The organism is Thermococcus aggregans, assembly GCF_024022995.1.
Taxonomy (GTDB): domain Archaea; phylum Methanobacteriota_B; class Thermococci; order Thermococcales; family Thermococcaceae; genus Thermococcus_A; species Thermococcus_A aggregans.
Genome location: NZ_CP099582.1, coordinates 257,629 through 280,224 on the forward strand (window position 1 = coordinate 257,629; position 22,596 = coordinate 280,224).

General features: G+C 42.4%; 23 protein-coding genes. 9 read left to right on the forward strand and 14 right to left on the reverse strand.

Annotation, left to right across the window (positions count from 1 at the left end; translation table 11 throughout):
* Nucleotides 1–144: 144 nt before the first annotated feature.
* A complete protein-coding gene (gcvH, locus tag NF865_RS01515) occupies nt 145–549 on the forward strand; it encodes a glycine cleavage system protein GcvH (RefSeq protein ID WP_253305703.1) in 405 nt (134 codons plus the stop codon).
* Nucleotides 550–564: 15 nt separating this feature from the next.
* Here the strand turns inward: gcvH and NF865_RS01520 are convergent, their stop codons facing one another.
* Nucleotides 565–1,428 (reverse strand): MBL fold metallo-hydrolase, encoded by an 864-nt coding sequence (locus tag NF865_RS01520; protein ID WP_253304867.1) that lies wholly within the window; start codon nt 1,426–1,428, stop codon nt 565–567.
* Between the two features lie 90 nt (nt 1,429–1,518).
* Between NF865_RS01520 and NF865_RS01525 the strand changes: the two genes are divergently transcribed.
* Entirely contained in the window at nt 1,519–2,922 is a 1,404-nt protein-coding gene (locus NF865_RS01525; RefSeq protein ID WP_436317662.1) for an ADP-specific glucokinase, read from the forward strand.
* A 210-nt stretch (nt 2,923–3,132) separates the two neighbouring features.
* Here the strand turns inward: NF865_RS01525 and NF865_RS01530 are convergent, their stop codons facing one another.
* Nucleotides 3,133–3,897, reverse strand: a complete 765-nt coding sequence (locus NF865_RS01530) for a DUF169 domain-containing protein (RefSeq protein WP_253304868.1) — start codon at nt 3,895–3,897, stop codon at nt 3,133–3,135.
* 288 nt (nt 3,898–4,185) lie between these two features.
* Between NF865_RS01530 and mpgS the strand changes: the two genes are divergently transcribed.
* From mpgS to NF865_RS01555, 5 genes are all read left to right on the forward strand, one after another.
* Nucleotides 4,186–5,370 (forward strand): mannosyl-3-phosphoglycerate synthase, encoded by a 1,185-nt coding sequence (gene mpgS, locus NF865_RS01535; RefSeq protein WP_253304869.1) that lies wholly within the window; start codon nt 4,186–4,188, stop codon nt 5,368–5,370.
* Nucleotides 5,367–6,095 carry a mannosyl-3-phosphoglycerate phosphatase gene (gene mpgP, locus NF865_RS01540; protein ID WP_253304870.1) on the forward strand — a complete coding sequence of 243 codons (729 nt, stop codon included), beginning with the start codon at nt 5,367–5,369 and terminating at the stop codon, nt 6,093–6,095. Before mpgS ends, mpgP begins: the two co-directional genes overlap by 4 nt.
* Nucleotides 6,095–7,477: a mannose-1-phosphate guanylyltransferase/mannose-6-phosphate isomerase gene (locus tag NF865_RS01545; RefSeq protein ID WP_253304871.1), complete on the forward strand. Its 1,383-nt coding sequence runs from the start codon at nt 6,095–6,097 to the stop codon at nt 7,475–7,477. Before mpgP ends, NF865_RS01545 begins: the two co-directional genes overlap by 1 nt.
* A gap of 14 nt (nt 7,478–7,491) precedes the next feature.
* Nucleotides 7,492–8,865, forward strand: coding sequence for a phosphoglucosamine mutase (gene glmM, locus NF865_RS01550; RefSeq protein ID WP_253304872.1), 1,374 nt, complete (start codon nt 7,492–7,494; stop codon nt 8,863–8,865).
* 70 nt (nt 8,866–8,935) lie between these two features.
* Nucleotides 8,936–10,654 carry a chloride channel protein gene (locus NF865_RS01555; protein ID WP_253304873.1) on the forward strand — a complete coding sequence of 573 codons (1,719 nt, stop codon included), beginning with the start codon at nt 8,936–8,938 and terminating at the stop codon, nt 10,652–10,654.
* Here NF865_RS01555 and speB read toward each other — a convergent pair whose 3' ends face one another.
* From speB to NF865_RS01575, 4 genes are all read right to left on the reverse strand, one after another.
* Nucleotides 10,655–11,512: an agmatinase gene (gene speB, locus NF865_RS01560; RefSeq protein ID WP_253304874.1), complete on the reverse strand. Its 858-nt coding sequence runs from the start codon at nt 11,510–11,512 to the stop codon at nt 10,655–10,657.
* Between the two features lie 154 nt (nt 11,513–11,666).
* Nucleotides 11,667–12,083: a translation initiation factor IF-5A gene (locus NF865_RS01565; protein WP_253304875.1), complete on the reverse strand. Its 417-nt coding sequence runs from the start codon at nt 12,081–12,083 to the stop codon at nt 11,667–11,669.
* 70 nt (nt 12,084–12,153) lie between these two features.
* Nucleotides 12,154–12,816 carry a 16S rRNA methyltransferase gene (locus NF865_RS01570; RefSeq protein ID WP_253304876.1) on the reverse strand — a complete coding sequence of 221 codons (663 nt, stop codon included), beginning with the start codon at nt 12,814–12,816 and terminating at the stop codon, nt 12,154–12,156.
* The gene (locus NF865_RS01575; RefSeq protein ID WP_253304877.1) at nt 12,794–13,882 is read right to left on the reverse strand and encodes a saccharopine dehydrogenase family protein; all 1,089 of its coding nucleotides are present in this window, start codon (nt 13,880–13,882) and stop codon (nt 12,794–12,796) included. Before NF865_RS01575 ends, NF865_RS01570 begins: the two co-directional genes overlap by 23 nt.
* Nucleotides 13,883–13,949: 67 nt before the next feature.
* On the opposite strand from NF865_RS01575, the gene NF865_RS01580 reads away from it, so the two are divergent.
* Both NF865_RS01580 and NF865_RS01585 read left to right on the forward strand, forming a co-directional pair.
* On the forward strand, nt 13,950–14,540 hold the full coding sequence (locus tag NF865_RS01580; RefSeq protein WP_253304878.1) for a metallophosphoesterase family protein: 591 nt from the start codon (nt 13,950–13,952) through the stop codon (nt 14,538–14,540).
* The gene (locus NF865_RS01585) at nt 14,540–15,532 is read left to right on the forward strand and encodes a hypothetical protein (protein ID WP_253304879.1); all 993 of its coding nucleotides are present in this window, start codon (nt 14,540–14,542) and stop codon (nt 15,530–15,532) included. Before NF865_RS01580 ends, NF865_RS01585 begins: the two co-directional genes overlap by 1 nt.
* Nucleotides 15,533–15,535: 3 nt before the next feature.
* On the opposite strand, the gene NF865_RS01590 is transcribed toward NF865_RS01585, so the two are convergent.
* The 8 genes from NF865_RS01590 to oadA all read right to left on the reverse strand — a co-directional run bounded on the left by NF865_RS01590 (nt 15,536) and on the right by oadA (nt 22,585).
* On the reverse strand, nt 15,536–16,468 hold the full coding sequence (locus NF865_RS01590; protein WP_253304880.1) for an NOL1/NOP2/sun family putative RNA methylase: 933 nt from the start codon (nt 16,466–16,468) through the stop codon (nt 15,536–15,538).
* Nucleotides 16,469–16,505: 37 nt separating this feature from the next.
* Complete coding sequence (locus tag NF865_RS01595) at nt 16,506–17,162, reverse strand: hypothetical protein (RefSeq protein ID WP_253304881.1); 657 nt, start codon at nt 17,160–17,162, stop codon at nt 16,506–16,508.
* A 2-nt stretch (nt 17,163–17,164) separates the two neighbouring features.
* Nucleotides 17,165–17,455: an iron-sulfur cluster assembly protein gene (locus NF865_RS01600; protein WP_253304882.1), complete on the reverse strand. Its 291-nt coding sequence runs from the start codon at nt 17,453–17,455 to the stop codon at nt 17,165–17,167.
* Nucleotides 17,445–18,437 (reverse strand): ArsA family ATPase, encoded by a 993-nt coding sequence (locus tag NF865_RS01605; protein ID WP_253304883.1) that lies wholly within the window; start codon nt 18,435–18,437, stop codon nt 17,445–17,447. Before NF865_RS01605 ends, NF865_RS01600 begins: the two co-directional genes overlap by 11 nt.
* Before the next feature lie 10 nt (nt 18,438–18,447).
* Nucleotides 18,448–18,717 (reverse strand): DUF7990 family protein, encoded by a 270-nt coding sequence (locus tag NF865_RS01610; protein ID WP_253304884.1) that lies wholly within the window; start codon nt 18,715–18,717, stop codon nt 18,448–18,450.
* Nucleotides 18,702–18,884: a hypothetical protein gene (locus NF865_RS01615; protein WP_253304885.1), complete on the reverse strand. Its 183-nt coding sequence runs from the start codon at nt 18,882–18,884 to the stop codon at nt 18,702–18,704. Before NF865_RS01615 ends, NF865_RS01610 begins: the two co-directional genes overlap by 16 nt.
* Nucleotides 18,885–18,920: 36 nt before the next feature.
* A complete protein-coding gene (locus NF865_RS01620; protein ID WP_253304886.1) occupies nt 18,921–20,651 on the reverse strand; it encodes a carbon starvation CstA family protein in 1,731 nt (576 codons plus the stop codon).
* A gap of 152 nt (nt 20,652–20,803) precedes the next feature.
* Nucleotides 20,804–22,585, reverse strand: a complete 1,782-nt coding sequence (oadA, locus tag NF865_RS01625) for a sodium-extruding oxaloacetate decarboxylase subunit alpha (protein WP_253304887.1) — start codon at nt 22,583–22,585, stop codon at nt 20,804–20,806.
* Nucleotides 22,586–22,596: the final 11 nt, after the last annotated feature.

Consider the following 22,596-nt stretch of genomic DNA (forward strand, 5'->3'; position numbering starts at 1 on the left):
AGATATCCAGCCCAAGGTCAGAATTCAAAATCATGTAATTACCATCATTGTGAACTGAAAGCCTCACCATTGTAAACGGTGAGGAAGTCAGAGTCAGGAAAAACTTTAAATGTTTCTCAACCGTAAAACGCTATGGTGATTGTTATGATTGAGGTCGGAGAATACAAAATTAAAGAAGGGCTGTACTACACAAAGGACCACGAATGGGCCCAAGTGTTGGAGGATGGTACAGTTTTAGTGGGAATAACCGACTATGCCCAAAAAGAGCTTGGCGATCTTGCCTATGTGGAGCTTCCAGAGGTCGGAAAAAAAGTAACAAAGGGCGACGTTCTCTGTGAATTAGAAAGCGTAAAAGCCGTAAGCGAAGTCTATGCGCCTGTTAGCGGAGAGGTAATTGAGGTTAACGAGGAGCTTGAAGATGCTCCAGAAAAGATAAACGAAGATCCATATGGAGCATGGATTGCCAAAATAAAGCCAAGCAATCTCGAAGAGGAGTTAAAGGAGCTTATGGACGTAAACGCTTATGCTGAATACTTGAAATCACTCTGATCTGGTTTCCTCTTTTTAAATTAATTTTCCTGAAATCAAGACATCTTCTATGGGTCTTGCACCATATCCCAAGCCTCTTAAAATCCTCGCGAATTCTCTAGCATGGCCATAGCGCGTATAGATTTTCTCGGGCTTAACTTTCTCGATTATCCTTACAAGCTCCCAGAAGTCTGCATGGTTACTGAGCTTTAGATTTCCAAATCCAGAAACGAATAGCTCAGAGGGATGAGCACCGTTAAGGGGCTTTTGAGTCTTAAAACCTCTGATAACTACTTCACCGTCCTTTGATATGTTGTTAAATTTAACCCCGAACTTTTCATAAATTTTGGCAACTTTTCTTACATCGCTTGAAACCCTCGCAGAGTATCCATGGACATCAAGGATCTTGAGCAGTTCTTGAGCCTTCCCCATTTGATTTGCGTAGAGTACTGGGATTTTTCTCCTGTCTAAGGCATCTTCCACAAAGGCTATGAGCTTCTTTTCTGCCTCTTTTGGAGTCGGAAAATTATACATTGGAAGACCATAAGTGGCCTCAATAATCAGAACATCCGCTTTTCTGAATTTGCTCTTTTCGGCCGTTCTGAGCTTGAAAAGCTTTACATCTCCTGTGTAAAGGAGTGAAAACTCATCAAATTTAATGTAGATTTGAGCAGAACCCAGCATGTGACCGGCTGGATAGAGCTTTGCCTTGTAGTCACCTATATAAAAGCTCTCTCCAAAGCGGTAGGTCTTATAAAATCCGCCCTTTTTAAGATGACTGAGGAACTTCGTGGGCTTTGTGGATACTATGAAGTCTCCAGTAACAAAATGATCAGTGTGAGCATGGCTTTGAAAAGCAACTTTTGATGACGAATCTAATCCAATTCCTTTGATTATCATCATCAATAATTTACGAGAGGATTTTTGAAGTTTATCGTGGCTAACGTTTATTAATTTTGAATGCATAACTAACAGTGGAGGTGATAAGCCATGAAGGAAAGCCTCAAAGAGAGGATAAGGCTCTGGAAGAGGCTGTATGTAAACGCCCTTGAAAATGCCCTAAACGCGATCCCAAATATTGAAGGTGTTCTTCTGGGATACAACACCAACATTGACGCCATAAAGTACTTAGACAAGGACGATTTAGAAAAGAGGATAGAGGAGATAGGAAAAGATAAAGTTTTTAAAGTTATTGAAAACCCCTCCGAAAAGATTTCATCTCTTGAGGACCTTTTTGGTGGGATATTAAGGAGCATAAAACTTGGTAAGGCAATGGAGTGGTTCGTGGAGAGCGAGGAAGTGAGAAAATACTTGAGAGAGTGGGAATGGGACGAGCTTAGGATAGGAGGACAAGCGGGAATAATGGCAAATCTTCTTGGGGGAGTGTATGGGATTCCGACGATTGTTCATATCCCTCAAAATCCAAAACTCCAAGCAGAATTATTTGCAGATGGGCCGATTTACGTTCCTGTCTTCGAAGGGGACGAACTAAAGCTTGTCCATCCTAAAGAGGCTGTTGCCGATGAAGAGGAGCTAATCCATTACATATATGAATTCCCCAAAGGTTTCCAAGTTTTTGATATTCAAGCACCAAGAGAAAACAGGTTCATTGCCAACGCTGATGACTACAATGCAAGGGTCTACATGAGGAAAGAATTCAGAGAAGGCTTTGAGGAAATAGCCAAAAAAGTCGAGCTGGCAATAATAAGCGGGTTGCAGGTTCTAAAGGAGCATTACCCAGATGGAATGACATACAGAGATGTTCTCGACAGGGTTGAGAATCACCTGAACATCCTTAACCGCTACAATGTGAAGACTCACTTTGAATTCGCTTACACAGCCAACAGAAGGGTTAGAGAGGCACTCATAGAGCTTTTACCCAAGTTCACAAGCGTTGGTCTTAATGAAGTTGAGCTCGCCTCAATAATAGAGATAATAGGAGATGAGGAACTCGCAAAAGAAGTTCTGGAAGGACACGTTTTCTCAGTCATAGATGCAATGAACATCTTAATGGACGAAACAGGAATTGAGAGAATTCACTTCCACACTTATGGATACTACCTCGCCCTAACCCAGTACATGGGAGAGGAAGTAAGAGACGCATTACTCTTCGCATCCCTCGCAGCAGCTACCAAAGCCATGAGAGGAAATCTCGAAAGAATAGAGCAGATCAGAGATGCATTAAGTGTTCCAACAAATGAAAGGGCAATGATCCTTGAGGAAGAACTTGAGAAGGAGTTCACGGAGTTTGAGAACGGTATTATCGATATGACTGACAGACAGCTAACCTTCGTGCCAACAAAGATTGTAGCATCTCCTAAGAGCACAGTAGGAATAGGGGACACCATCTCAAGCTCAGCCTTTGTGAGTGAGTTTGGAATGAGAAAGAAGTAGCCTTCTTTTTACTTTTTTAACCACCAGAATAAGCAGTAAGGCGTCGGAATTAAGTCACTAACAACATTTCCGAAAAGAAAACTTGTAAGGTCCCAGCTACAGGCAAGGTAGGAATCCCAGAAATCAACCAAACAGTTTAGGCTAGTTATTTGCATGTGAAAGTTTGGAATAATGAAAATAAGAGAATTGAAGAGAGAAGAGAATTGATAATCACTTCTTTACTGTCCTTGCAATTAGATATGTTAGTGGATGATCTTGGACTAGATCTGCGAGGGCACTTTGGTAAATTGCGGGTGGGTATTCTAATCCAACAGATTCTAAGCGATCAACGGCAGTTTTAAGTTCTTCTGGAGTCATTCCCATCCAGAGTTCATCGTCTTGAGAGCCCGCAAGACCTCTAGCTCCTCCACAAGGTATTGTAAGCCATGGAGATTTTCCTTGAATAACTGTGGCAACAATTTCACATGCAGCATGGCCATTGAAGTCAGAATGGATCTTCTTCCCAGTCGCGTCAAAGTATCCTACAGAGAGAAGATATGCTTGTGTTGAGTTTACGAGCAGTATTACAGCATCAGGGGTTAAGTTATACTTGTCAAAAGCTTCTAATGGAGCAAAGAGTGCCGCTTTGTACTCTCCCTGGGGAAGAGCGTGAACCTGAGCAACAAGGGCATTGAAGAGCTCTTCGTTGTACTTCCATCCCTTAATCCATCTCTCTTTTAAGTCCTCTGGGGGCATGCCAAAACCGAGAACGTAGCTCCCTACAACGCAAGCGTCAATATTCTCAAGTGAAACTATTCTCGCTTTTTTATAGAGTGCAACATACTTGAGGAGCTGGCATAATGCTAGGTTCTTTTCAAGTTTTCTTATGCGCAGTTCTTCAAGATCCTGGTCTTTTAGCATTTTTATCCCTACGGGAGCTCCTTTTGGCTTTATAATCTCACAAACTTTTTCGTGTAAGGTTTTCATACTGGCCATTGGCACCACCAATAGGTATATAACAGGTTAAGTGTATAAAAAATTTGCTTAATACAGAAACTGTCAAGGTACAAATAAGGCACATTTTATGCAGTTATTTAGAACAACAGTGGTAGGAGTTAAAGCTGAGAATTTAAACCCTTTTTACAAACTTATTATTTTGGAAAGACATCAAATGTATTTTAACAATCAGCATTTACGATAAAACTTATATATGGAAAAAACGAAAAGTATTCGGGGGATATTTCTATTATTCTGCTTGTTTCAATTCACTTAGGAGGTGAAAACATGCTTTTGGAGGCCCCAGTTTATAAGGAAATCTTTGGAGCCGTGAAAATTTATGAACTGCAAAAGGTCATTAAACTGGACACTGAAACTGAAGATGTTCCCATGTTTACCGTTCAAAACATTCCAAGGGAAGACATTTACAAAACAATTGGAGAAATGGCAGTAATTGTACCAATGAAAAACGAAAAGCTGCATTTGGTTGATGGAGTTCTTAAAGCAATTCCGCACAAGTCGCCAATTATAATCGTCTCCAACAGTAAAAGAAAGGGACCCAATAGGTTTAGGCAAGAGGTAGATTTGGTAAAACACTTCTGCAATCTGACGCACTCAAAGGTTATTATGGTTCACCAGAAGGACCCTGGGCTGGCAGAGGCGTTTAAAGAAGTTGGCTATACTGATATTTTAGACGAAAACGGGCTTGTGAGAAGCGGAAAAGGAGAGGGCATGCTTGTAGGAATAATGCTTGCAAAAGCGATAGGCGCAAAATACGTTGGATTCGTGGATGCGGACAACTACATACCCGGAGCCGTTAACGAGTACGTCAAGGATTATGCCGCCGGCTTTTTGATGAGCGAAAGCGAATACACAATGGTGAGGCTTCACTGGAGACACAAACCTAAAATCAGCAGAGGAACACTTTATTTCAGAAAATGGGGAAGAGTAAGTGAGATAACAAACCACTATCTAAACCAGCTGATAAGCGAAAAGACTGCATTTGAAACCACGATAATGGTAACTGGCAATGCAGGAGAGCACGCGATGACAATGAAACTTGCAGAAATTCTGCCGTTTTCAACGGGTTATTCAATAGAGCCTTATGAGATAGTGTACCTCCTCGAACGGTTTGGCACCTGGGAAAACGTAGAAGAGTTCCAAGAAGTTTTTGACCAAGGAATAGAAATCTTCCAGATAGAAACGCTAAATCCACATTTCCACGAGGACAAAGGGCAGGAACACGTAAAGGAGATGGTACTGCTGTCTCTAACCACAATATATCACTCGAAGCTTGCATCAGAAAGGCTAAAGAGAAGGATTTTGGAAGACCTAAAAATGCACGGGATTATGAAAGAAAACGAAGAGCCGCCAAAACCAATGGTAATGAGACCAATAAAGAACATAGACATTAACAAGTGGATGAATACACTTGAGTCGAACCAAGAGACTCTCTTGAGGTTCGATCTATGAAGGTAATCTTCCTAGATTTAGACAAAACTCTAATCGGGGATGATTACTCCCCAGAGCCCGCAAAGGATATCGTAAGCTTCCTGAAAGAGAAAGGCTTCAAGATAATCTTTAACTCCTCAAAGACAAGGGTGGAGCAGGAGTATTACCGAAGAGCTCTTAACGTTGCAGATCCCTTTATAGTCGAAAATGGGAGTGCAATTTACATTCCAAAGGGCTATTTCAACTTTGATTTTCCATACAGCAGAGAAGAGAGAGATTACTATGTTATCGAGCTGGGCACAAAGTACGAAATCATAAGAAAAGTTCTGGATGAAATAGGGACACAGTTTGGGCTGAAATACTACGGAAATTCTACCACTGAAGAAATTATCGAATTTACGGGCCTCCCAAAAGAGCTTGCAGAACTTGCTATGAAGAGAGAGTACTCAGAAACAATCTTCAAATGGGAAAGAAATGGATTCCAAAAGTACATAGAGCAGAGAAATCTCAAGATCACGAAGGGCAGTAGATTTTACACTGTTACCGGAAACACTGACAAAGGAAAAGCCGCAAAAATGTTAATAGACCTGTATTCAAAGATCGAAAAAGTGGAGAGTTACGCCGTAGGAGACGGAGAGAATGATATCCCGATGCTTGAAGTTGTCGATCATCCCTTTGCCATAAATCTTCCATGCAAAAGGGCTAAGAATATAAAGACAATAAAAGAACTTATGGGGGTGATATAATGAAGACGATTATTCTCGCTGGGGGGAAGGGCACGAGATTGTGGCCATTAAGTAGAGAGTTAATGCCAAAGCAGTTTATAAGGATCTTTGACAGCACATCTCTTTTCCAAAAGACCGTTGAAAGAGCATTAAAATTTTCAAAGCCCAAAGAGATATTCATCGTTACAAACAAGGAGTACAAGTTTAGAGTTTTAGACGATCTAAATGAACTTGGTATAGAAGTTCCAGAGGAGAACATACTGCCTGAGCCCGTTGGAAAAAACACTTTGCCTGCTATTTTCTGGGGAGTGAAAGTCATAGAAGAGAGTTATGGGAGGTCAAAAGTAGCTGTTCTCCCCTCAGACCACTTGATAAGGGTTAATGATGACTACATAAGAGCCTTTAAAAACGCCGAGAAACTTGCGGATAAGTATTTCGTGACCTTTGGTATCAAACCCACAAGACCCCACACTGGATATGGCTACATAAAACCTGGAGAAAAACTCGAAGGCGGATACAAAGTTGAGGAATTCAAAGAAAAACCGGATTACGAGACCGCAAAGCGTTATGTGGAAGAAGGTTACTACTGGAACAGCGGGATGTTTCTCTTTGATAGTTCACTGTTTATTGAGGAAGTGAAAAATGTCGCTCCCGAAGTGTATAACGCCTTTAAAGAGGCAAAGAGCATAGAAGAAGCTTACGAAAAAGTGCCAGAAATTTCTGTTGATTATGGAGTAATGGAGAAAACTGACAAAGCAGCCGTAGTGCCTTTAAACACCTACTGGAACGACTTAGGAAGTTTTGATGCAATATATGAAGCCTTTGAAAAAGATGAAAATGGAAACGCCACCAGAATAAGCGGATTCAAAGGAGATTACATAAACGTTGATTCAAGGAATAACTTGGTAATAACAGAGAGATTAACAGCAACAGTAGGGGTAGAAGACCTCGTGATAATAGACACTGGGGATGCCCTACTGGTGGCTAAAAAAGGCGAAACTCAAAAAGTCAAAGAGGCCTACAAAAAGTTAGTAGAAAAAGGAGACGAAAGAGCTATAGTGCATAGAACTGCATACAGACCTTGGGGATCTTATACGGTTCTTGAAGAGGGAGAAAGATACAAAATAAAGCGCTTAACAGTCTTGCCCGGTAAAAGGCTATCCCTCCAGAGGCATTACCATCGTTCGGAGCACTGGGTTGTTGTCAAGGGGACTGCAAAAGTCAAAATCGGAGACAAAGAACTCTTGCTAAGGCCGGGAGAGAGCACTTTTATTCCCGCAGGGGTCATCCACAGGCTTGAGAACCCCGGAAAAGTTGTTCTTGAAGTTATAGAGACTCAAATCGGTGAGTACCTCGGTGAAGACGACATCGAAAGATTTCAAGATGACTTTGGAAGAGATTAATGGGAGGGGGTAAAATGGGCAAGATATTCGGAACATTCGGCGTTAGAGGAATCGCAAATGAACAGATAACCCCCGAATTTGCACTCAAAATGGGAATGGCATTTGGAACACTCTTAAAAAGAGAGCAACCAGACAAAGAGCTCTGGGTTGTCGTTGGAAGAGACACAAGAGTCAGCGGTGAGATGCTCAAAAACGCACTGATAAGCGGCCTCTTAAGCGTTGGAATTAACGTTATAGATGTCGGGATATCTCCAACTCCAGCGATCCAGTTTGCGTGTAAATATTTCAAGGTCGATGGAGGGGCCGTAATAACTGCAAGTCACAATCCACCAGAATACAACGGAATAAAGCTTCTTGAGCCAAATGGTCTAGGTCTTAAGAAAGAAAGAGAAGCCATTGTAGAAGAGCTGTTCCTTAAAGAAGACTTTCAAAGAGCCAGATGGGATGAAATAGGCCAGTTAGTGGAGAGAGACATAATAAGGCCCTACATAGACACAATAAAGGCCAGGGTGGATGTTGAAGCAATAAGAAAGAGAAAGCCCTTCGTTGTCGTGGATACTTCAAACGGTGCGGGTTCTCTGGTGCTTCCGTATCTCTTGAGGGAGCTTGGCTGCAAAGTTGTCAGTGTAAACGCCCATCCAGATGGCCACTTCCCCGCAAGAAACCCCGAGCCGAACGAGGAGAACCTTCAAGGATTTATGAAGATCGTGAAAGCCCTTGGAGCAGACTTTGGAATTGCCCAAGATGGCGACGCCGATCGCGCTGTTTTTATAGATGAGAATGGAAACTTCATACAGGGAGACAAGACCTTCGCCCTAGTTGTAAAAGCTATGTTAGAGGAGAACAAAGGCGGCCTAGTTGTAACGACAGTAGCTACTTCCCACGTAATAGACGAGCTTGCCAAGATGTACGGAGGAAAAGTTCTGAAGACGAAAGTTGGAGACCTTATAGTCTCAAGGGCATTGCTTGAACACAACGGACTTATAGGAGGAGAAGAAAACGGAGGAGTTATCTTCCCAGACCACGTTTTGGGCAGAGATGGCGCTATGACAGCCGCAAAGATAGTCGAGATTTTTGCAAAAAGAGGCAAGAAGTTCAGTGAGCTAATAGACGAGCTTCCAAAGTTTTACCAAGTAAAAACCAAGAGACACATAGGAGGAGACAGAAAAGCGATAGTTGCAAAAGTTGCCGAGATTGCGGAGAAAGAAGGCTTGAAAATTGACACAACCGATGGTACAAAGATTCTTCTCGAAGATGGATGGGTGCTAGTAAGGGCAAGCGGAACCGAGCCGATAATAAGAATCTTTGCAGAGGCAAGAAGTGAAGAAAAGGCAAAGGAGTATCTCAACTTAGGTTTGGAGCTGCTGGAGAAAGCTCTGAAGCTCTAGCTTTTTAACTTTAATATTACCACTTTTGGTTTCTTTAATCTTTAAATACTTTTCAAATTACCCTAAACCGATGAGAAGAGAAGAATATACAAAGAAGTGGGCAACTATTCTGGTTCTCTCCATAATTACGGGAATAGTTGGTGGATTGGGAGCCGTTATCTTTAGAAAACTAATATGTTTCACAAGACTGCTGTTTTTTGATGTTTTACTCCCTCATATCTCCTTCTACTACCACGGATACAACCTCGGGTACATCTTACTTCCAGCAATAGGTAGTCTCGCAATCGCACCGATAATCAAAAAATATCCGGAATTAAAAGGAAACGGCATACCCGAGGTTATAGAGGGAGTTGTATTCAAAAGAGGAGAAATAAAAGGAGTATTAGCAGTTTTTAAGGCACTAGCAACTTCAATTACCATTGGAAGCGGTGGAAGCGTTGGTAGAGAAGGCCCTATAGGCTTCATTGGAGCTTCACTAGCCTCAGCCTTAACCCAAGCTTTCAAACTCCCCTCCGAAATGAAAAAACTCTTAACCACCTGCGGTCTGGCCGCGGGAATTGCGGGAACTTTTAATACCCCCTTCGCTGGAGCAATGTTTGCCCTTGAAGTTGTCTATATGGGGATATTTTCCATAAACCTTGTTCCGATATTTCTCTCTGCTGTGATAGGTAATACTGTAACGTTGCTACTTTTGGGAGAGGCGTTTGAGGTCAATGTTCCTCTCCAAATTGCCCACGAACACATCGAGCTTTTCTTCCTGTTCGTTATGGGGGTATTGTTTGGGGTTCTAAGTGCTTACTGGGCAAAGTTTCTATTCTGGCTCACAGATAGATTCGAAAACATTAAAGCACCGTTATGGACAAAGCTTTTTATTGGAGGATTGAGCGTTGGTTTTATCGGAATGTTCTTTCCCCAATATGGAATCCTCGGAGTCGGTTATGAGGGGATGGAACTTGCTATTGCAGGGTTGCTTCCGCTTGCAGTTCTTATTCTTTTGGGGATTGGAAAAATGATTGCGACGTCCCTAATGATATCCTCTGGCCACAGCGGTGGCATCTTTGCTCCAAGTCTTTATATCGGAGCCCTACTTGGGGCTGCATACGGGAAGACTTTAGAAATTCTCTTTCCTGCCCTCGGAATTAATCCAGCGGTTTATGCTCTAGCCGGAATGGCTGCATTCTTCAGCGGATTAACCCAGGCCCCAATAAATCAGATACTTATGGTGGCAGAGCTCACTAGAGGGTACGCTCTCCTTCCAGGAGTTATAACTTCCGCAACCACGAGCTTTTTGACAGCTCGGTTTATTCTCAAGGGTTCTTCGATCTATACTCTAAAGCTCGAGCGGAGAAGAATTCGTATAAAAACCGGGCGTCCCATAGTTTTGGAGACAATCCCGGTTAGAGAGATTATGACTGCAAAACCCGTCTTTGTCTATAAATGGAATACTTTAAGAGATGTCGAAGAGCTCGTTGCAAAGACCGGACACGATTGCTTTCCAGTTGTTGATGAAAATATGGAAGTTCTTGGTGTCGTTGGTGTAAAAGATATCCTAAATCTTTCCCAAAGAATAAAGACCCTACCAATAGAGAGATTTCTGCATGGAGAATACGGTGTTGGATATCTAAACGAAACCGCCCACGATGCCTTTGAAAAGCTTATGAAATACAACCAGAATCTTCTTCCAATTGTTGAAAGTCCCGAAAACAAAAAGCTTATTGGCGTTATAACAAAGAGAGACATCTATAAAGCCTACTATCGGGCAATAAGAGAAATGTACATAGAAGAATAATCATTTTGAGAGCATCCCAATCAGGTAAAAGAGAAGTTTCGCAGCGGTTAGGGCTGTAATATCTCCAAGTTCTGTACCTGCAACTTCCATTATATCGAAACCAACGATTTTCTTGTTCTCAACCAACCATTCCAGTGCCTCTATAACTTCCCAAAACCTCAGCCCACCGGCCTCAGGAGTTCCCGTTGATGGAACCATCGAGAGATCAAAGACATCTATGTCAATTGAGACATACACGGGCTCTGGAAGCTCTTTCACGATTTTTTTGAGCTTCTCAACGGTGTAATCCCTTGCATGAACCCATGGAATACCAGCATTTTTCGCATATTCTACTTCTTCTTTCGTGCCGCTTCTTATTCCAAACTCGGCCACCTTTATACCAAGTTCTGATATCCTTCTGGCAACGCACGCATGGTTCCAAGGATTGTCTTCGTAGCTCTCTCTTAAATCAAGGTGGGCATCAAAGACAACATAGCTTTTCGGCGTTAGTGCCTTCACCGGGGCAAAAGTCATCGAATGCTCACCGCCTAATACCACAGGGATTGCAGAGGGGTTAATTTTCTTGATTTCTTCTACAGTTTCTATGCCCCTCTTTATGGTTTCAAGTGGATTGCCTGCAACTATCGCTAAATCTCCAACATCAGCTATTTTAACATCCGCAATGTCAACATCATAGTCTAAGATGTAGCTTTCCAAGTTGAGCGTGGCCTGTCTTATTAGGGTAGGCCCAAACCTCGTTCCGGGCTTGTAAGATGTCGTTCCATCAAAAGGTATGCCAAGGATCACGAAATCAGCTTTATCAATATCGCTCATCGGGAACTCAAGTTTTAGCGTCTCATAGGTGTAGAGGAGTTCCATCGCCCTTCACCCGGAGAAGGTTTAGGACAGGGGTTAAAAAGCTTTGCAAAATTGAAGGCTAAAGAGAAACGGCAATCCGCTCATTAGATCGTAGAAAGATTACAAGCAATAGTTACAAACACCAAGGTTAAAGTAAAAATTTTAAAGAAGGGAGTCACTCGCCTTCTCCCTTGATTTTCATTATCTTTATTCTTCCGAGGGTTTCCCAGTATTCAACGTTAATGCCCTCTTTGAGCTTGTCCTTGATTTCACCCTCAACGCCCGTTTCTATTGGAACATCATAGAGTTCATAGGTCTCCATGTCCATGAGCTGGACCGTGTCTGGTGTAAGGGCGATAATCTGGCCTGTCCTTTTATCGATAATGGGAACCTCAACTTCAGCGCTTGTTGGCTTCACGATGCTCCTGACCTTACCGTCAAATATCCCAACAGCCTCAATTCTTGCCTTTGCTGAACCGTGCTTTCCGGGGGATGAAACTGTAATGTTGACTATTCTGCATGGTTCGTCATCAATAATGATGTATCTTCCGGGCTTGAGCTTACTAACCTGAACTCTGGTCTTATCTCCCATTTTCATTACCTCCTATAAACGTTCTTGATGTGGTTTATTTTAAGCATTTAAAAAATTTTTGAAGAGCATTCTACCAAAGTAAACTCGCCTCATAGTTTACCAAAACTTCGTTGACAATAGTCCACGCCATCAAAGGCTCCTTGTAAATGCTGATTTTCTCTCCTTCCACCACGCTCAAAAAGTCTCCATGGGGAAATCCGCCAACAATAACCGCTGGAGAGTTATAACCAACCAACCTTTCTCCGAACTTTTTCGGGGTTACTGGGGTTCCATTTTCATGCATTATGAAAACTCCATCTGGGCCTATCTCCTCAAGGAGCTCTGAGAGTGTTCCTTCCTCCATTTTCAGAAGTTCAAGATCTTCAGGAACGGCTTTCTTTTTGAATAGACTCTCCATTAGCCCTACGAAGCGATTGTAGTTTCGAGGAAGCCGGGTTTCGGGTTTAATATAAATGATCTCATTGTTTCTTGTATGCACGTAGACTCTAAGCTTTCCTTCTTTGTTTAGTATGCTTTCAAGGGCGTTTAGGAGGCACAGATGGACTATATCTGGCCTGCCCCTTCTTTCTCCATCCTCCAACAACCTAAGGGCCGAATGGTGGTAAGTGGAATCAAGGAGCACTTCATCAGGCTTCTTTCCTCTCCTTTTTGCATAGTTGACAACTGAAGGATGGTCTCTTATTTTTTCTGGAACAAGCTCAAGCTCACTGTCAGCTATTATTAGATGGAGCATTTTCCACCACCTCCACTTGGATATCCCTATTTTTCAATTCTTTAATTATCTTTGAATACGTGTCTTCCCTCATTCCCAAGATTTCTGGGGGAAGTACTCCATAGGCACATTCACCTTCCAAGACGATTCTAGAAACTATAGCCGCTGTAAATCCAGTTACCCTTGCCATAGAAGTAAAGCCACCCTTTGCTTCATCATATAGGAAGCACCTTGTCTCAACTTCTTTTCCGTTCTTGAGCCCTCTGCCGTAGACTTCCATTATTGAGAAGTCCTCACTCTCATAGCTCATTAGCGGAGAGATTACTTTAAGCGTGAACTCAACGTTATCTTTTTCGAAGAATCCCAGTTCCTTCAGAACTTTCATTTTCTCCAGATGTCCCGGCCACCTGAGGGTTCTTTCTTCAAGTCGATTTGCGTTTATTGTCTCTATGAGAGTCCTCAGCCCGTCGCTTATGAACTCTTCAAATTCGAAATCTTTGATCCTTACTTTCCATATTTTTTCAAGTGGGTCTACTTCCTTAACTTCGCCATCCTCCACAATTCTGGCCTTTCTTGTGTATTCCTCGATCAGGTCATATGGAGACCAGGTTATTTTGTAGTAAAGAGGTGGTTTTGGAATCTTTGGAAGCCCGCCTACACGAATTATCCCCTCTTCGAGAGGCCTCAACTCTTGGTATATTTTCCCAAGGAAAATATTGCTAAGCCCCGGAGCAAAACCCGCATCAACTATGGCCGTTATATTTGCTTTTTCAGCCTCCTCTCTAAGCGATAGTGGATTCTCGGGCATAAAAGAAACATCCACAATGTCCACGCCAGCTTCTATAGCGGCTTTTAGAGTTTTGAATCCGAACCTCCCCGGGAGAGCGCCTACAACAAGATCAAAGCCTTTTATCGTCTCTACCAAGGAACCAAAGTCCGAAGCATCTATCTTTATTGGATGCGCATAAGCTTTTACTTCTTCCAATCGGTTTCGGTCTATATCTCCTGCCCACACTTCAAAGTCCTTGCTCAGGTCATATACGATAGCCCTTCCAACGTTACCGGCTCCCAATACCAAGACTTTCATATCTTTTCACCTTGCTACATAAGAGTAAAGCCAAACATATATAAAAGATTGCTCCGGAATTATTGTGATGAGACTAGACTTACCGAGCTTTTTAAGAAAAAGAAGCCTCCCAAAGGAATTGCTGGAAAGCGGGGAAGCCAAGATAATGCACATAAGTGACACTCCAGACAATATATACCCGTTTATCCTGAACCTGATAGAGAAAAGCAGGCCAGATTATATCATCCATACCGGAGACCTCGTGGACAACATAAAACTTGAGAGAAGACCCGAATTAAAAGAACGATACGCAAAGAAGGTAAGAGAGCTTTTGGATATTCTTGAGAACTCCGGAGCCGAGGTTTATATTGTCCCGGGAAATGAAGATAGCGAAGAGGTACTCAAAAAACTTGTCAGAAAATCCCGAATAGTAGAACCTGGGAAAATCATTAGGATAAACAACCTAAAGCTTGCCTTAGCACATGATCCAATTCAACTAAATCCCCCTAAAGACGTTGATTTTATTCTCCATGGGCATAGCTTCAGAACCCTGCCGCGAGGACTAAACGGGCTTTTGAATGTGAACTTCATTCTTTTAGGAAGTAAAAAGGTTATCAAGGTCAGATATCCCGATGGGACAAATTTCGAAAGGGGATACAAACTTATGAGGGGATTGTGATGAGGCTAATGCGTTTTGGCCCTTCAATGTTGTTTTTAAGGACATCAGACGTTGAAAATGGTGAAAACTTTTTGAAAAATCTTTTTGGCATAAAAGAGCTCTCAGTTGATGAAGCCTGGAACCAAAGCGGAGAGCTGGACACTATAATCTTTGTAACTCCATCAGAAGACTGGAAAACCGTGTTGAACTTAAAAAGAGGCGCTTTTTTGGTCAGAATGCGGAGCGACAGTGTTTTAAAGGAGCTTTTAAATGCAAAATGTCCTTTTGATAGGGCTAATCTCGGACCCCAAATAATCCTCCTAAGGGTTCCAAAAGAGGCACAAAAAACATCTGAAATAATACCTGAACGCTATGGAGGAGTTGAGACAAGTTTTGCCAGAGGGATTAACGAAGGAGAAGAGCGGGACACCCTTCTTTTGGTGACAGACAAGAAGTTAAGTGAACCCCTAAGTATAAAGGATATAAAAGAAGTGTTTTTGATTAGAAAGAATTTCATAGACGTTTACAGAGCTCTTAGGATTGACTTGCCTATTCTGCTCTTCAAACTGCTTCCCGAAGGATGGAAAGAGATTACCATAAGGATCTACGACACAGAAAAGAGATATGATGAAAATATAGAAAGAGTACTTCTCGTGCTTGAAGATCTCGACCTCGGGTACGTTGTAAGCGAAGGATGGGATTGGGATTACCCAAGACCGTTTATGAGAATCAGGGTCTACAAAATAAAACTGATAACGTGGGAAGATCCCCTTAGAATAAAATTCCTTCTCAAAGGATTAGAGTACAAAGGCTACCAAAGGTTTGCGGATATAGATGTGTTTGTTGAAAACAAAAAAATTCCGTGGGTAGAAGTGGCCAAAGAGTATTCTTCTAAATTTGAACTCGCAAAAGCGGCGAGAGAAGAGCTGGAAAGTCTGCTGAGTGAGGAAACGAAAAAACGGCTGCAGAAGATTGAAGCAAAGCTCTTAGGCGGAGCAGAGCCCTCAGAGTAACGTCTAAGATTTCCGTCGTATCTTCGCAACAAAAAATCCGCTTGTTTTGTGTTTATCTGGATAAAACCTCCTCGCCTTGCTGATCTCCTCACTAAGCTCGATTCCGAAAGGCTTCGTTAAAGCGGGTTCACCATACTTAAGAGGAAGCAGCTCCACATCAAAGTTATCCAAAACCCACTGAATAACAAACTCGTTCTCCTCAGGCTCTAAAGAGCATGTCGAATAGACCAAAATTCCTCCTTCCTTGAGATTTTCTAGAGCAACTTTTATCATCTCCTTCTGGAGGTTTTGACAGAACTTTATGTCTTCCAATGTTCTGTTTGCCTTTCTTTCTGGATTTTTGTGAATAGTTCCAGAACCCGTGCAGGGAGCATCAAGGAGGATTTTGTCAAACTTAATTCCCAGTTCCCCCATGTAAAGGGAGCTTTTATGGAAGAGGATTGTGTTCGTGACTCCAAGTCGAGATAAGTTCAATCTTGTTTCCTTAAGCCTTTCCTCCCCAACGTCGAATGCATATATAATCCCCTTATTTTCCATAAGCTGGGCAAGGTGAGAAGTTTTTCCCCCGGGAGCTGCCGCCATATCCGCTACAATTTCTCCCGGCTTTGGATCCAATGCTATAGGAGGATACATTGATGACGCTTCTTGAATATACAGCAAACCACCGAGGTACTCCGGAGTAGAGGTTATAGAAAATGGTTCTCTCGTCAGACAAAAGCCCTCTCTTGCCCAAGGAACGCGTTTAAACTGAAAACCCTTTTTGTTCAGAAGTTTAGTAAGCTTTGGAATCTCAATGCGGAGGGTATTAACCCTAAAACACCTAGGTAAAGGCCTCTCCATAGCCTCAGCTATCTTTAAAGCCCTCTCCCCCCACAGCTCAAAATATCTCTCCGCGAACTGTTTTGAATATCCAAGGCTAAAAAGTCTCTCCATCATGAGGAGAAATTTAAAGGAGGGATTTATTATGTTTTCCCTACCTTTCAAAGGGGTTCTCTTTTATCTTCTCATTAACAAAACGTACTATGTGCTTTACATCCTGCTCTATTGTCTCTACCTCCGGCTTCATAAAAACATAGAGCACGTTCGTCTTTGGAGTTAGTGATATGTGCTTGACGTTTTCGATTTTTGAGAATCCCTGTAGGAATTCCTTCAGCATTTCAACGTCGCGCTTCTTCTCGAAAAAGGCTTCGTACTGTTTGCCGTTTACCTCTATTATTTCCCTTTGCAAGAGCTCCTCATCTTCGATTTTTGGCTTAAGGCGATAATAGCCTTTTTGTATTAGATGCACCTCACGTTTGATCCTTGCATAAGGCTTCACAACAAAGTATATTTTGTCATGCCTGTTTATCAACTTTGAGATAGGGAAATAAAGAACACTCTGCCTTGGTAAAAGGGTTAACGTGTATTCGAACTTGTCAATGTTGCTTTCGTTCACCTTATAGAATGCCCTAAAGCCAACGTACCCTCCTATCCATACGTAGTCCTTGTCCTTGGGTTTTACAACCTTCTCTATAGTTCTAAGGTAGTAGTCCATTATGGTTAGATTAAGCTTCCTTCCTTTGTAAAATTGCAAAGTAGCGATGGCGCCCAAAACCATTATCAAGAGCAACAATTCTGGTGTGACCTTCATGATTAAACCTCCTCTCTTGGATAATATCTTTGGAATGTCATGTCATCAATTATCTCGAAGTTAACTTTTCCTTCTAAAACCTTTACTATATCTTTAACTATTCTGACATGAATTATCCAATTAACTGCCATTTCAAATGGACGTCTCGGCGTCCTTCTCGCCAATCCAAGGAAAATTATTACTTTGTTGTCTTCTTTTCTAACCAGACTTACAATTCCCAGACTGACGATATCTTCTCCGCTTATAGGCTCTTTAACCTTTTTTAGCTCCTCGTAAATTTCCTCAATCTCCAACTATTAAGCCCCCAACTTTCTCAAGCCATTTTAATCCTCTTGGCTCTTCTTCAAACATGGGTACTTTGACAATCTCTATCCCCTTGAATTTTTTCCCTATCTCTTCAAGCACTTTCCTTTGAGCTTCCATTTTTACTCTTATGCTTGGAACTTCCTCCTCAAGTTCGATAACTTTGTTGACAACCACCAGATTAAAGGGAATTTTGAACTTTCTTAGAGTCTCGTATGCTCTCTCAGTCTCATACAGTGGCAACATTTCCGGGTTCATAACCGCTATAACGCTGGTCTTGTTTGGATTTGTAATTACTTCTCGGACAAAAGCAATTTCAGTTTTATACTGCTTGAGTTCCCTCATTACGGGATCCTCTTCTTCCTTACTGGGGAGCTTGTACTCTTCACCCTCGATTACAAATTTCCTCTCTCCCTGTATATTTTCAATTGCCTGTCTCTTTTCTAAAATCTTTTTTCTTATTTCTATAAGCTTCTCCGTCCAAATAAGGGCAATTTCAGGAAGGGCTAGTACCCTTAATGTCAGACCGGTGGGAGGAGTATCAAAGACTATGACGTCCCATTCATCTCCCCTTTGCAGTATATCCCTGATTGCCTCAAGGGTGGCGTATTCCTCTATACCTGGAGAAAAGCTGAGCACTTCAAAGTACTTCTCGAGGTTTATCACCGTCAAGTATCGGTACATATGTTTTAGATTTTCCTCAAGATGCTTCAAATAAGCTTTAATGAGCTTTTCCATATCAAGTTCCATTGCATAGAGGTTCTTGGCTATCTGTTTCGGCTTATCACTTAGCTTAACTTCAAACACATCCCCTAAATTATGGGCTGGATCTATTGAAACTACTAACGTTTTATAGCCTCTCTTAGAAAGGGCGACTGATACCGCTGCAGAACTGGTAGTCTTTCCCACTCCGCCCTTTCCTATAAAAAATAAAACCCTAAATCCCTCTTTTGGAATAAGGTACTCTCTCACACCTATCACCTCATGTTATATCGAACATTCCTGCCATCTCTCCAAATATATCATCCATATCTGCTACCCTCCTCTGCATAACATAAATTTCCCTCACCATGTAGGGCATAAGTCGAAGAACTAGTGTGCTCGGTGGTGAGGGTATTCCAACGAAAGAACCCATCAGAAGGAGGGCAAAGACATTTTCAAGTTCCCTCTCCTCAAATTCTATATATTCTGTAGACTGCTCTTTAAAAGAGCTAAAAAATCCCTTAAGGAATGCTTTTAATCCTTCAAGCATTCAACCACCCCCATTTTCATTGTTATTGGGTTTAAGTTTTTTCCGATATAATATAAAGCTCTCTTAGTATATAAGGCAAGAAGTGGTATTTCAACTCCGGTAAAATCCCATAGGACACGAATTGGCAGGGAGATCCAGTACAGAACTCTTTTAAATATTCTTTCCATAAACTCACCTCAAAAAAGTTAAGAAAAATGAAAGGTTCAAGCTGCAACGGCCTCGTATTCTTCCTCCGGTCTCTTCCACGCAAGGTAGAAGTCATAAATTAAGAGGAAGTTGAGCAACAAACCTACCAAGAGAGAGCCTTTTACCGCTATTAGAGTGCCTCCAGATAGTGGAACTACTGCTATGTACCATATAAGACCTGCCGTAACTGTTATCCACAAGAACAGTGCTGGAATTAAAACGGCATAACCCCATCTTCCTGCTTTCTGTATCTTGTAAGCCCATACTGCAGCTGTCATCATTGCTATTGACGCTAAAAGCTGGTTCATACCAGCAAATGCTGGCCATAGTATTTTATAACTGGCACCCCATGCTAAATATGTTCCAAGGGAAGCTATGATGAACGAGGCCACCCATTTGTTCGTTATGGTCTTCCAGATTCCTTGGCTTGTGTCGGTTACCATTCCAAAGACTTCCTGCCATGCAAATCTTCCAAGCCTTGTAGCGGTATCGAGAGATGTTAATGCGAAAGCTGAAACCCAAAGGGTCGCAAAGGTTTTGCCTAAGGTCATGTCCAATCCATAGAAGTCGTGGAGACCGCTTGCATAGCCAGAGATAAATGTTCCAAGACCGCCTTTGGTGATATATTGAGTTCCCCAGTCTGCAACATTGAGTCCCGTGAGCTTAACACCATAAACAGCTATGGCGGTGACAACAATTGTTGAAAGGAATCCCTCTGTGAACATTCCTCCATAACCAACCATAAGTCCGTGTATCTCATTGTCAAGCTGTTTCGATGATGTTCCCGAACCTACAAGAGAGTGAAATCCACTCAATGCACCACATGCAATAACCAATGGCACTGTTGGCCAGAAGGGCGATGGCTGTCCTCCAACTACGTTGGCCGAAAACATTGTGTATCCTGGAACTTCAAAGGGCTTTGCCAGTGCTATAAATGCTATACCCCCAACTAAGAGACCAAACCACAGTATGTAGGCATTAAGATAATCTCTTGGCTGTAGGAGTATCCAGACCGGAAGTGAAGATGCTGCTATGATATAGAGCCACAGGATGATGTTCCAGTAGTGGTATGCCTGAAGATATGCCGCCCCACTTCCTGCCTCCTGTCCTTGAACGAAGACCAATGGATATTTGAGACCTAACCATACTGCAATTACTAAGAGCACTAAACCGATTATAGTGCTCACATAGAAGTTGAGCTTCACCTTATACATGAGCCATCCGAGAATTACTGCCACGACTAAGAAGAGCAATGTGGCTGTGGCTGCTTGGGGTGTTGTTGTGACTAGCTTTGCAACTACAGCAACGAATGCCGCCACTACAAGAAGCAATGTGAACCATATGTATACCTCAAAAGCAACTCCTGTCCTTTTGCTCATTATCTTTCCGGCAATCCATTGAATTGACTTACCATCATACCTTACTGATGCCATCAAAGCCAGGTAGTCATGCACTGCCCCAATAAATACGTTTCCAAACCATATCCAAAGTATTGATGGCAACCATCCCCATGCCATTGCTAGTGCCGGCCCCGTAATAGGTCCGGCTCCAGCTATTGAAGCAAAATGATGTCCATATAGAACTAACGGATGTGCTGGGACATAGTCAACGCCATCGTAAAGCTTGTGTGCAGGTGTTGGTCTGTTGGGATCGGCTTTGACGACTTTGTTCTGGAGAGCTTTTCCATAAGTAAAATACATGGCCACATATATAATCGCGGCCGCCAATACAATAACTGCCGAGTTCATTTAGACACCCCCACTAAAGACAGTCATTATAAAATGGATATCTAAGGGTATATATGTCTTTCGAAATCAGTGGTATTTTTAGGAGTGAATTTTGATAAATGTACAGTAAATACAATAAAAAGAGCAAAAGTCATTTTATCTAAAGTAAAAAACTAACCAAGTTCTATTAGTGGTTGGCCTGTATCAACGGTGTCGCCTTCTTTCACGAGGATCTTCTTCACAACACCATCCTTCGGCGAAGGAACCTCATTCTCCATCTTCATAGCCTCTAAAACAAGCAACCCCTGACCAACCTTAACCTGCTCACCCTCCCTCACAAGAATCCTCAACACCTTCCCAGGCATGGGCGCAGTGACCACATTCTCACCAGCCGCCGGTGCCGGAGCCGCTGCTTCAACAGGCGCCGAAGGAGTTGAAGCCGAAACAGAAGGAGCTGAAACAGAAGACACACTCACAGGTTGAGCTGAAACTTCTGAAGGAGCATAACTCGGCATTGCCAAAGCCTCAAGCTTTACTCCCTCAACGCCAACCTCGTACTCTCTTCCGCCCACATAAATCTTGATTACTTTGCCCTTTGGCTTCTCCTCAACTGGCTTTAATTTTCCTTGCTTTCTAAGTTCAAAGAACTCCAAAGCCACCTGTGGGAAGAGGCAGTAAGTTACAACGTCCTCCTCTTTCTCAAGGTAGCCTTTTTCTTCAAGCTCTTTTCTTGCCTTCTCAAGCATTGGTTCAAGCAAGTCAGCTGGTCTAACAGTTATCGGTTCTTCATCGCCGAGAATAAGCTTCTTGATTTCCTCCTTTATCGGGGCTGGAGGCCTTCCATAAAGACCCTTAACATAATTCTTAGTCTCTTGGGTCACTCGCTTGTACCTTCCAAAGAGGACGTTAAGAACTGCTTGTACCCCAACTATTTGGGACGTTGGCGTTACTAGCGGTGGGTAGCCGAGTTCCTCCCTAACCCTAGGAACTTCTTCAAGAACCTCATCGAGCTTGTCCAAGGCTTTAAGCTCGCTCAACTGCTTTATTAAGTTAGAATACATTCCACCTGGGATCTGGTGGATCAGGACGTTCGGGTCTCCATGAAGAGCTCTCTTGTTCAGTAAGTGTTCGTATTTTTCGTCTAAGAGCTTCCTTAGGTATCTGGAAATTTCAAAGATTAACTTCATATCGATCTTGGGCTTATCCTCTTCTCTCAAGGAATAATAAATGCTCTGGATTGCAGGCTGAGCTGTTCCATTAGCAAGTGGGTAAATAGACGTGTCTATATAATCTGCCCCGGCCTCAATCGCTTTCAAGTAGGTTGCCGAAGCTAACCCACTCGTTGCATGAGTATGAACGTTGACTTTTACTCCATAGCGGTCTTTAATCTCTTTCACAAGTTCATAAGCCGTCTGAGGATCTAAAAGGGCAGCCATGTCCTTAATTGTTATATAATCAACATCAAGCTCAATAAGCTCATCAACTTTCTGGAGGTAATACTCCACTGTGAAAATCTTCCCCGTGGTGTAGCATATTGCTCCTTGAACCTCTGCTCCCACTTCTTTGGCTTTTTTAATTGCGGTTTCCATATTCCTAACGTCATTCAGAGCATCAAAGACTCTAAAAATGTCAATACCGTTTTTGTAAGCCAGCTCAACAAATTTTTCCACAACATCATCTGGGTAATGCCTGTAACCAACGACATTTTGACCTCTAAGAAGCATTTGGAGTTTCGTTCTCTTTATGTGCTCCCTTAAAAGCTTTAGTCTCTCCCAGGGGTCTTCTCTCAGGAACCTCAAAGCCGCGTCAAAAGTAGCTCCTCCCCATACTTCCATCGAATAAAAGCCAATTTTGTCCATTTTCTCTGCAATTGGAAGCATGTCTTTTGTGCTCATTCTCGTAGCAATGAGTGATTGATGAGCATCCCTAAATGTAGTATCAATTATCTCGACCATCTCACTCACCT

Bases quoted from the DNA above. Each gene is read 5' to 3' on its own strand.
- gcvH (WP_253305703.1), top strand. From the start codon at position 145: ATGATTGAGGTCGGAGAATACAAAATTAAAGAAGGGCTGTACTACACA.
- NF865_RS01520 (WP_253304867.1), bottom strand. From the start codon at position 1,428: ATGATAATCAAAGGAATTGGATTAGATTCGTCATCAAAAGTTGCTTTT.
- NF865_RS01525 (WP_436317662.1), top strand. From the start codon at position 1,519: ATGAAGGAAAGCCTCAAAGAGAGGATAAGGCTCTGGAAGAGGCTGTAT.
- NF865_RS01530 (WP_253304868.1), bottom strand. From the start codon at position 3,897: ATGGCCAGTATGAAAACCTTACACGAAAAAGTTTGTGAGATTATAAAG.
- mpgS (WP_253304869.1), top strand. From the start codon at position 4,186: ATGCTTTTGGAGGCCCCAGTTTATAAGGAAATCTTTGGAGCCGTGAAA.
- mpgP (WP_253304870.1), top strand. From the start codon at position 5,367: ATGAAGGTAATCTTCCTAGATTTAGACAAAACTCTAATCGGGGATGAT.
- NF865_RS01545 (WP_253304871.1), top strand. From the start codon at position 6,095: ATGAAGACGATTATTCTCGCTGGGGGGAAGGGCACGAGATTGTGGCCA.
- glmM (WP_253304872.1), top strand. From the start codon at position 7,492: ATGGGCAAGATATTCGGAACATTCGGCGTTAGAGGAATCGCAAATGAA.
- NF865_RS01555 (WP_253304873.1), top strand. From the start codon at position 8,936: ATGAGAAGAGAAGAATATACAAAGAAGTGGGCAACTATTCTGGTTCTC.
- speB (WP_253304874.1), bottom strand. From the start codon at position 11,512: ATGGAACTCCTCTACACCTATGAGACGCTAAAACTTGAGTTCCCGATG.
- NF865_RS01565 (WP_253304875.1), bottom strand. From the start codon at position 12,083: ATGGGAGATAAGACCAGAGTTCAGGTTAGTAAGCTCAAGCCCGGAAGA.
- NF865_RS01570 (WP_253304876.1), bottom strand. From the start codon at position 12,816: ATGCTCCATCTAATAATAGCTGACAGTGAGCTTGAGCTTGTTCCAGAA.
- NF865_RS01575 (WP_253304877.1), bottom strand. From the start codon at position 13,882: ATGAAAGTCTTGGTATTGGGAGCCGGTAACGTTGGAAGGGCTATCGTA.
- NF865_RS01580 (WP_253304878.1), top strand. From the start codon at position 13,950: ATGAGACTAGACTTACCGAGCTTTTTAAGAAAAAGAAGCCTCCCAAAG.
- NF865_RS01585 (WP_253304879.1), top strand. From the start codon at position 14,540: ATGAGGCTAATGCGTTTTGGCCCTTCAATGTTGTTTTTAAGGACATCA.
- NF865_RS01590 (WP_253304880.1), bottom strand. From the start codon at position 16,468: ATGATGGAGAGACTTTTTAGCCTTGGATATTCAAAACAGTTCGCGGAG.
- NF865_RS01595 (WP_253304881.1), bottom strand. From the start codon at position 17,162: ATGAAGGTCACACCAGAATTGTTGCTCTTGATAATGGTTTTGGGCGCC.
- NF865_RS01610 (WP_253304884.1), bottom strand. From the start codon at position 18,717: ATGCTTGAAGGATTAAAAGCATTCCTTAAGGGATTTTTTAGCTCTTTT.
- NF865_RS01615 (WP_253304885.1), bottom strand. From the start codon at position 18,884: ATGGAAAGAATATTTAAAAGAGTTCTGTACTGGATCTCCCTGCCAATT.
- NF865_RS01620 (WP_253304886.1), bottom strand. From the start codon at position 20,651: ATGAACTCGGCAGTTATTGTATTGGCGGCCGCGATTATATATGTGGCC.
- oadA (WP_253304887.1), bottom strand. From the start codon at position 22,585: ATGGTCGAGATAATTGATACTACATTTAGGGATGCTCATCAATCACTC.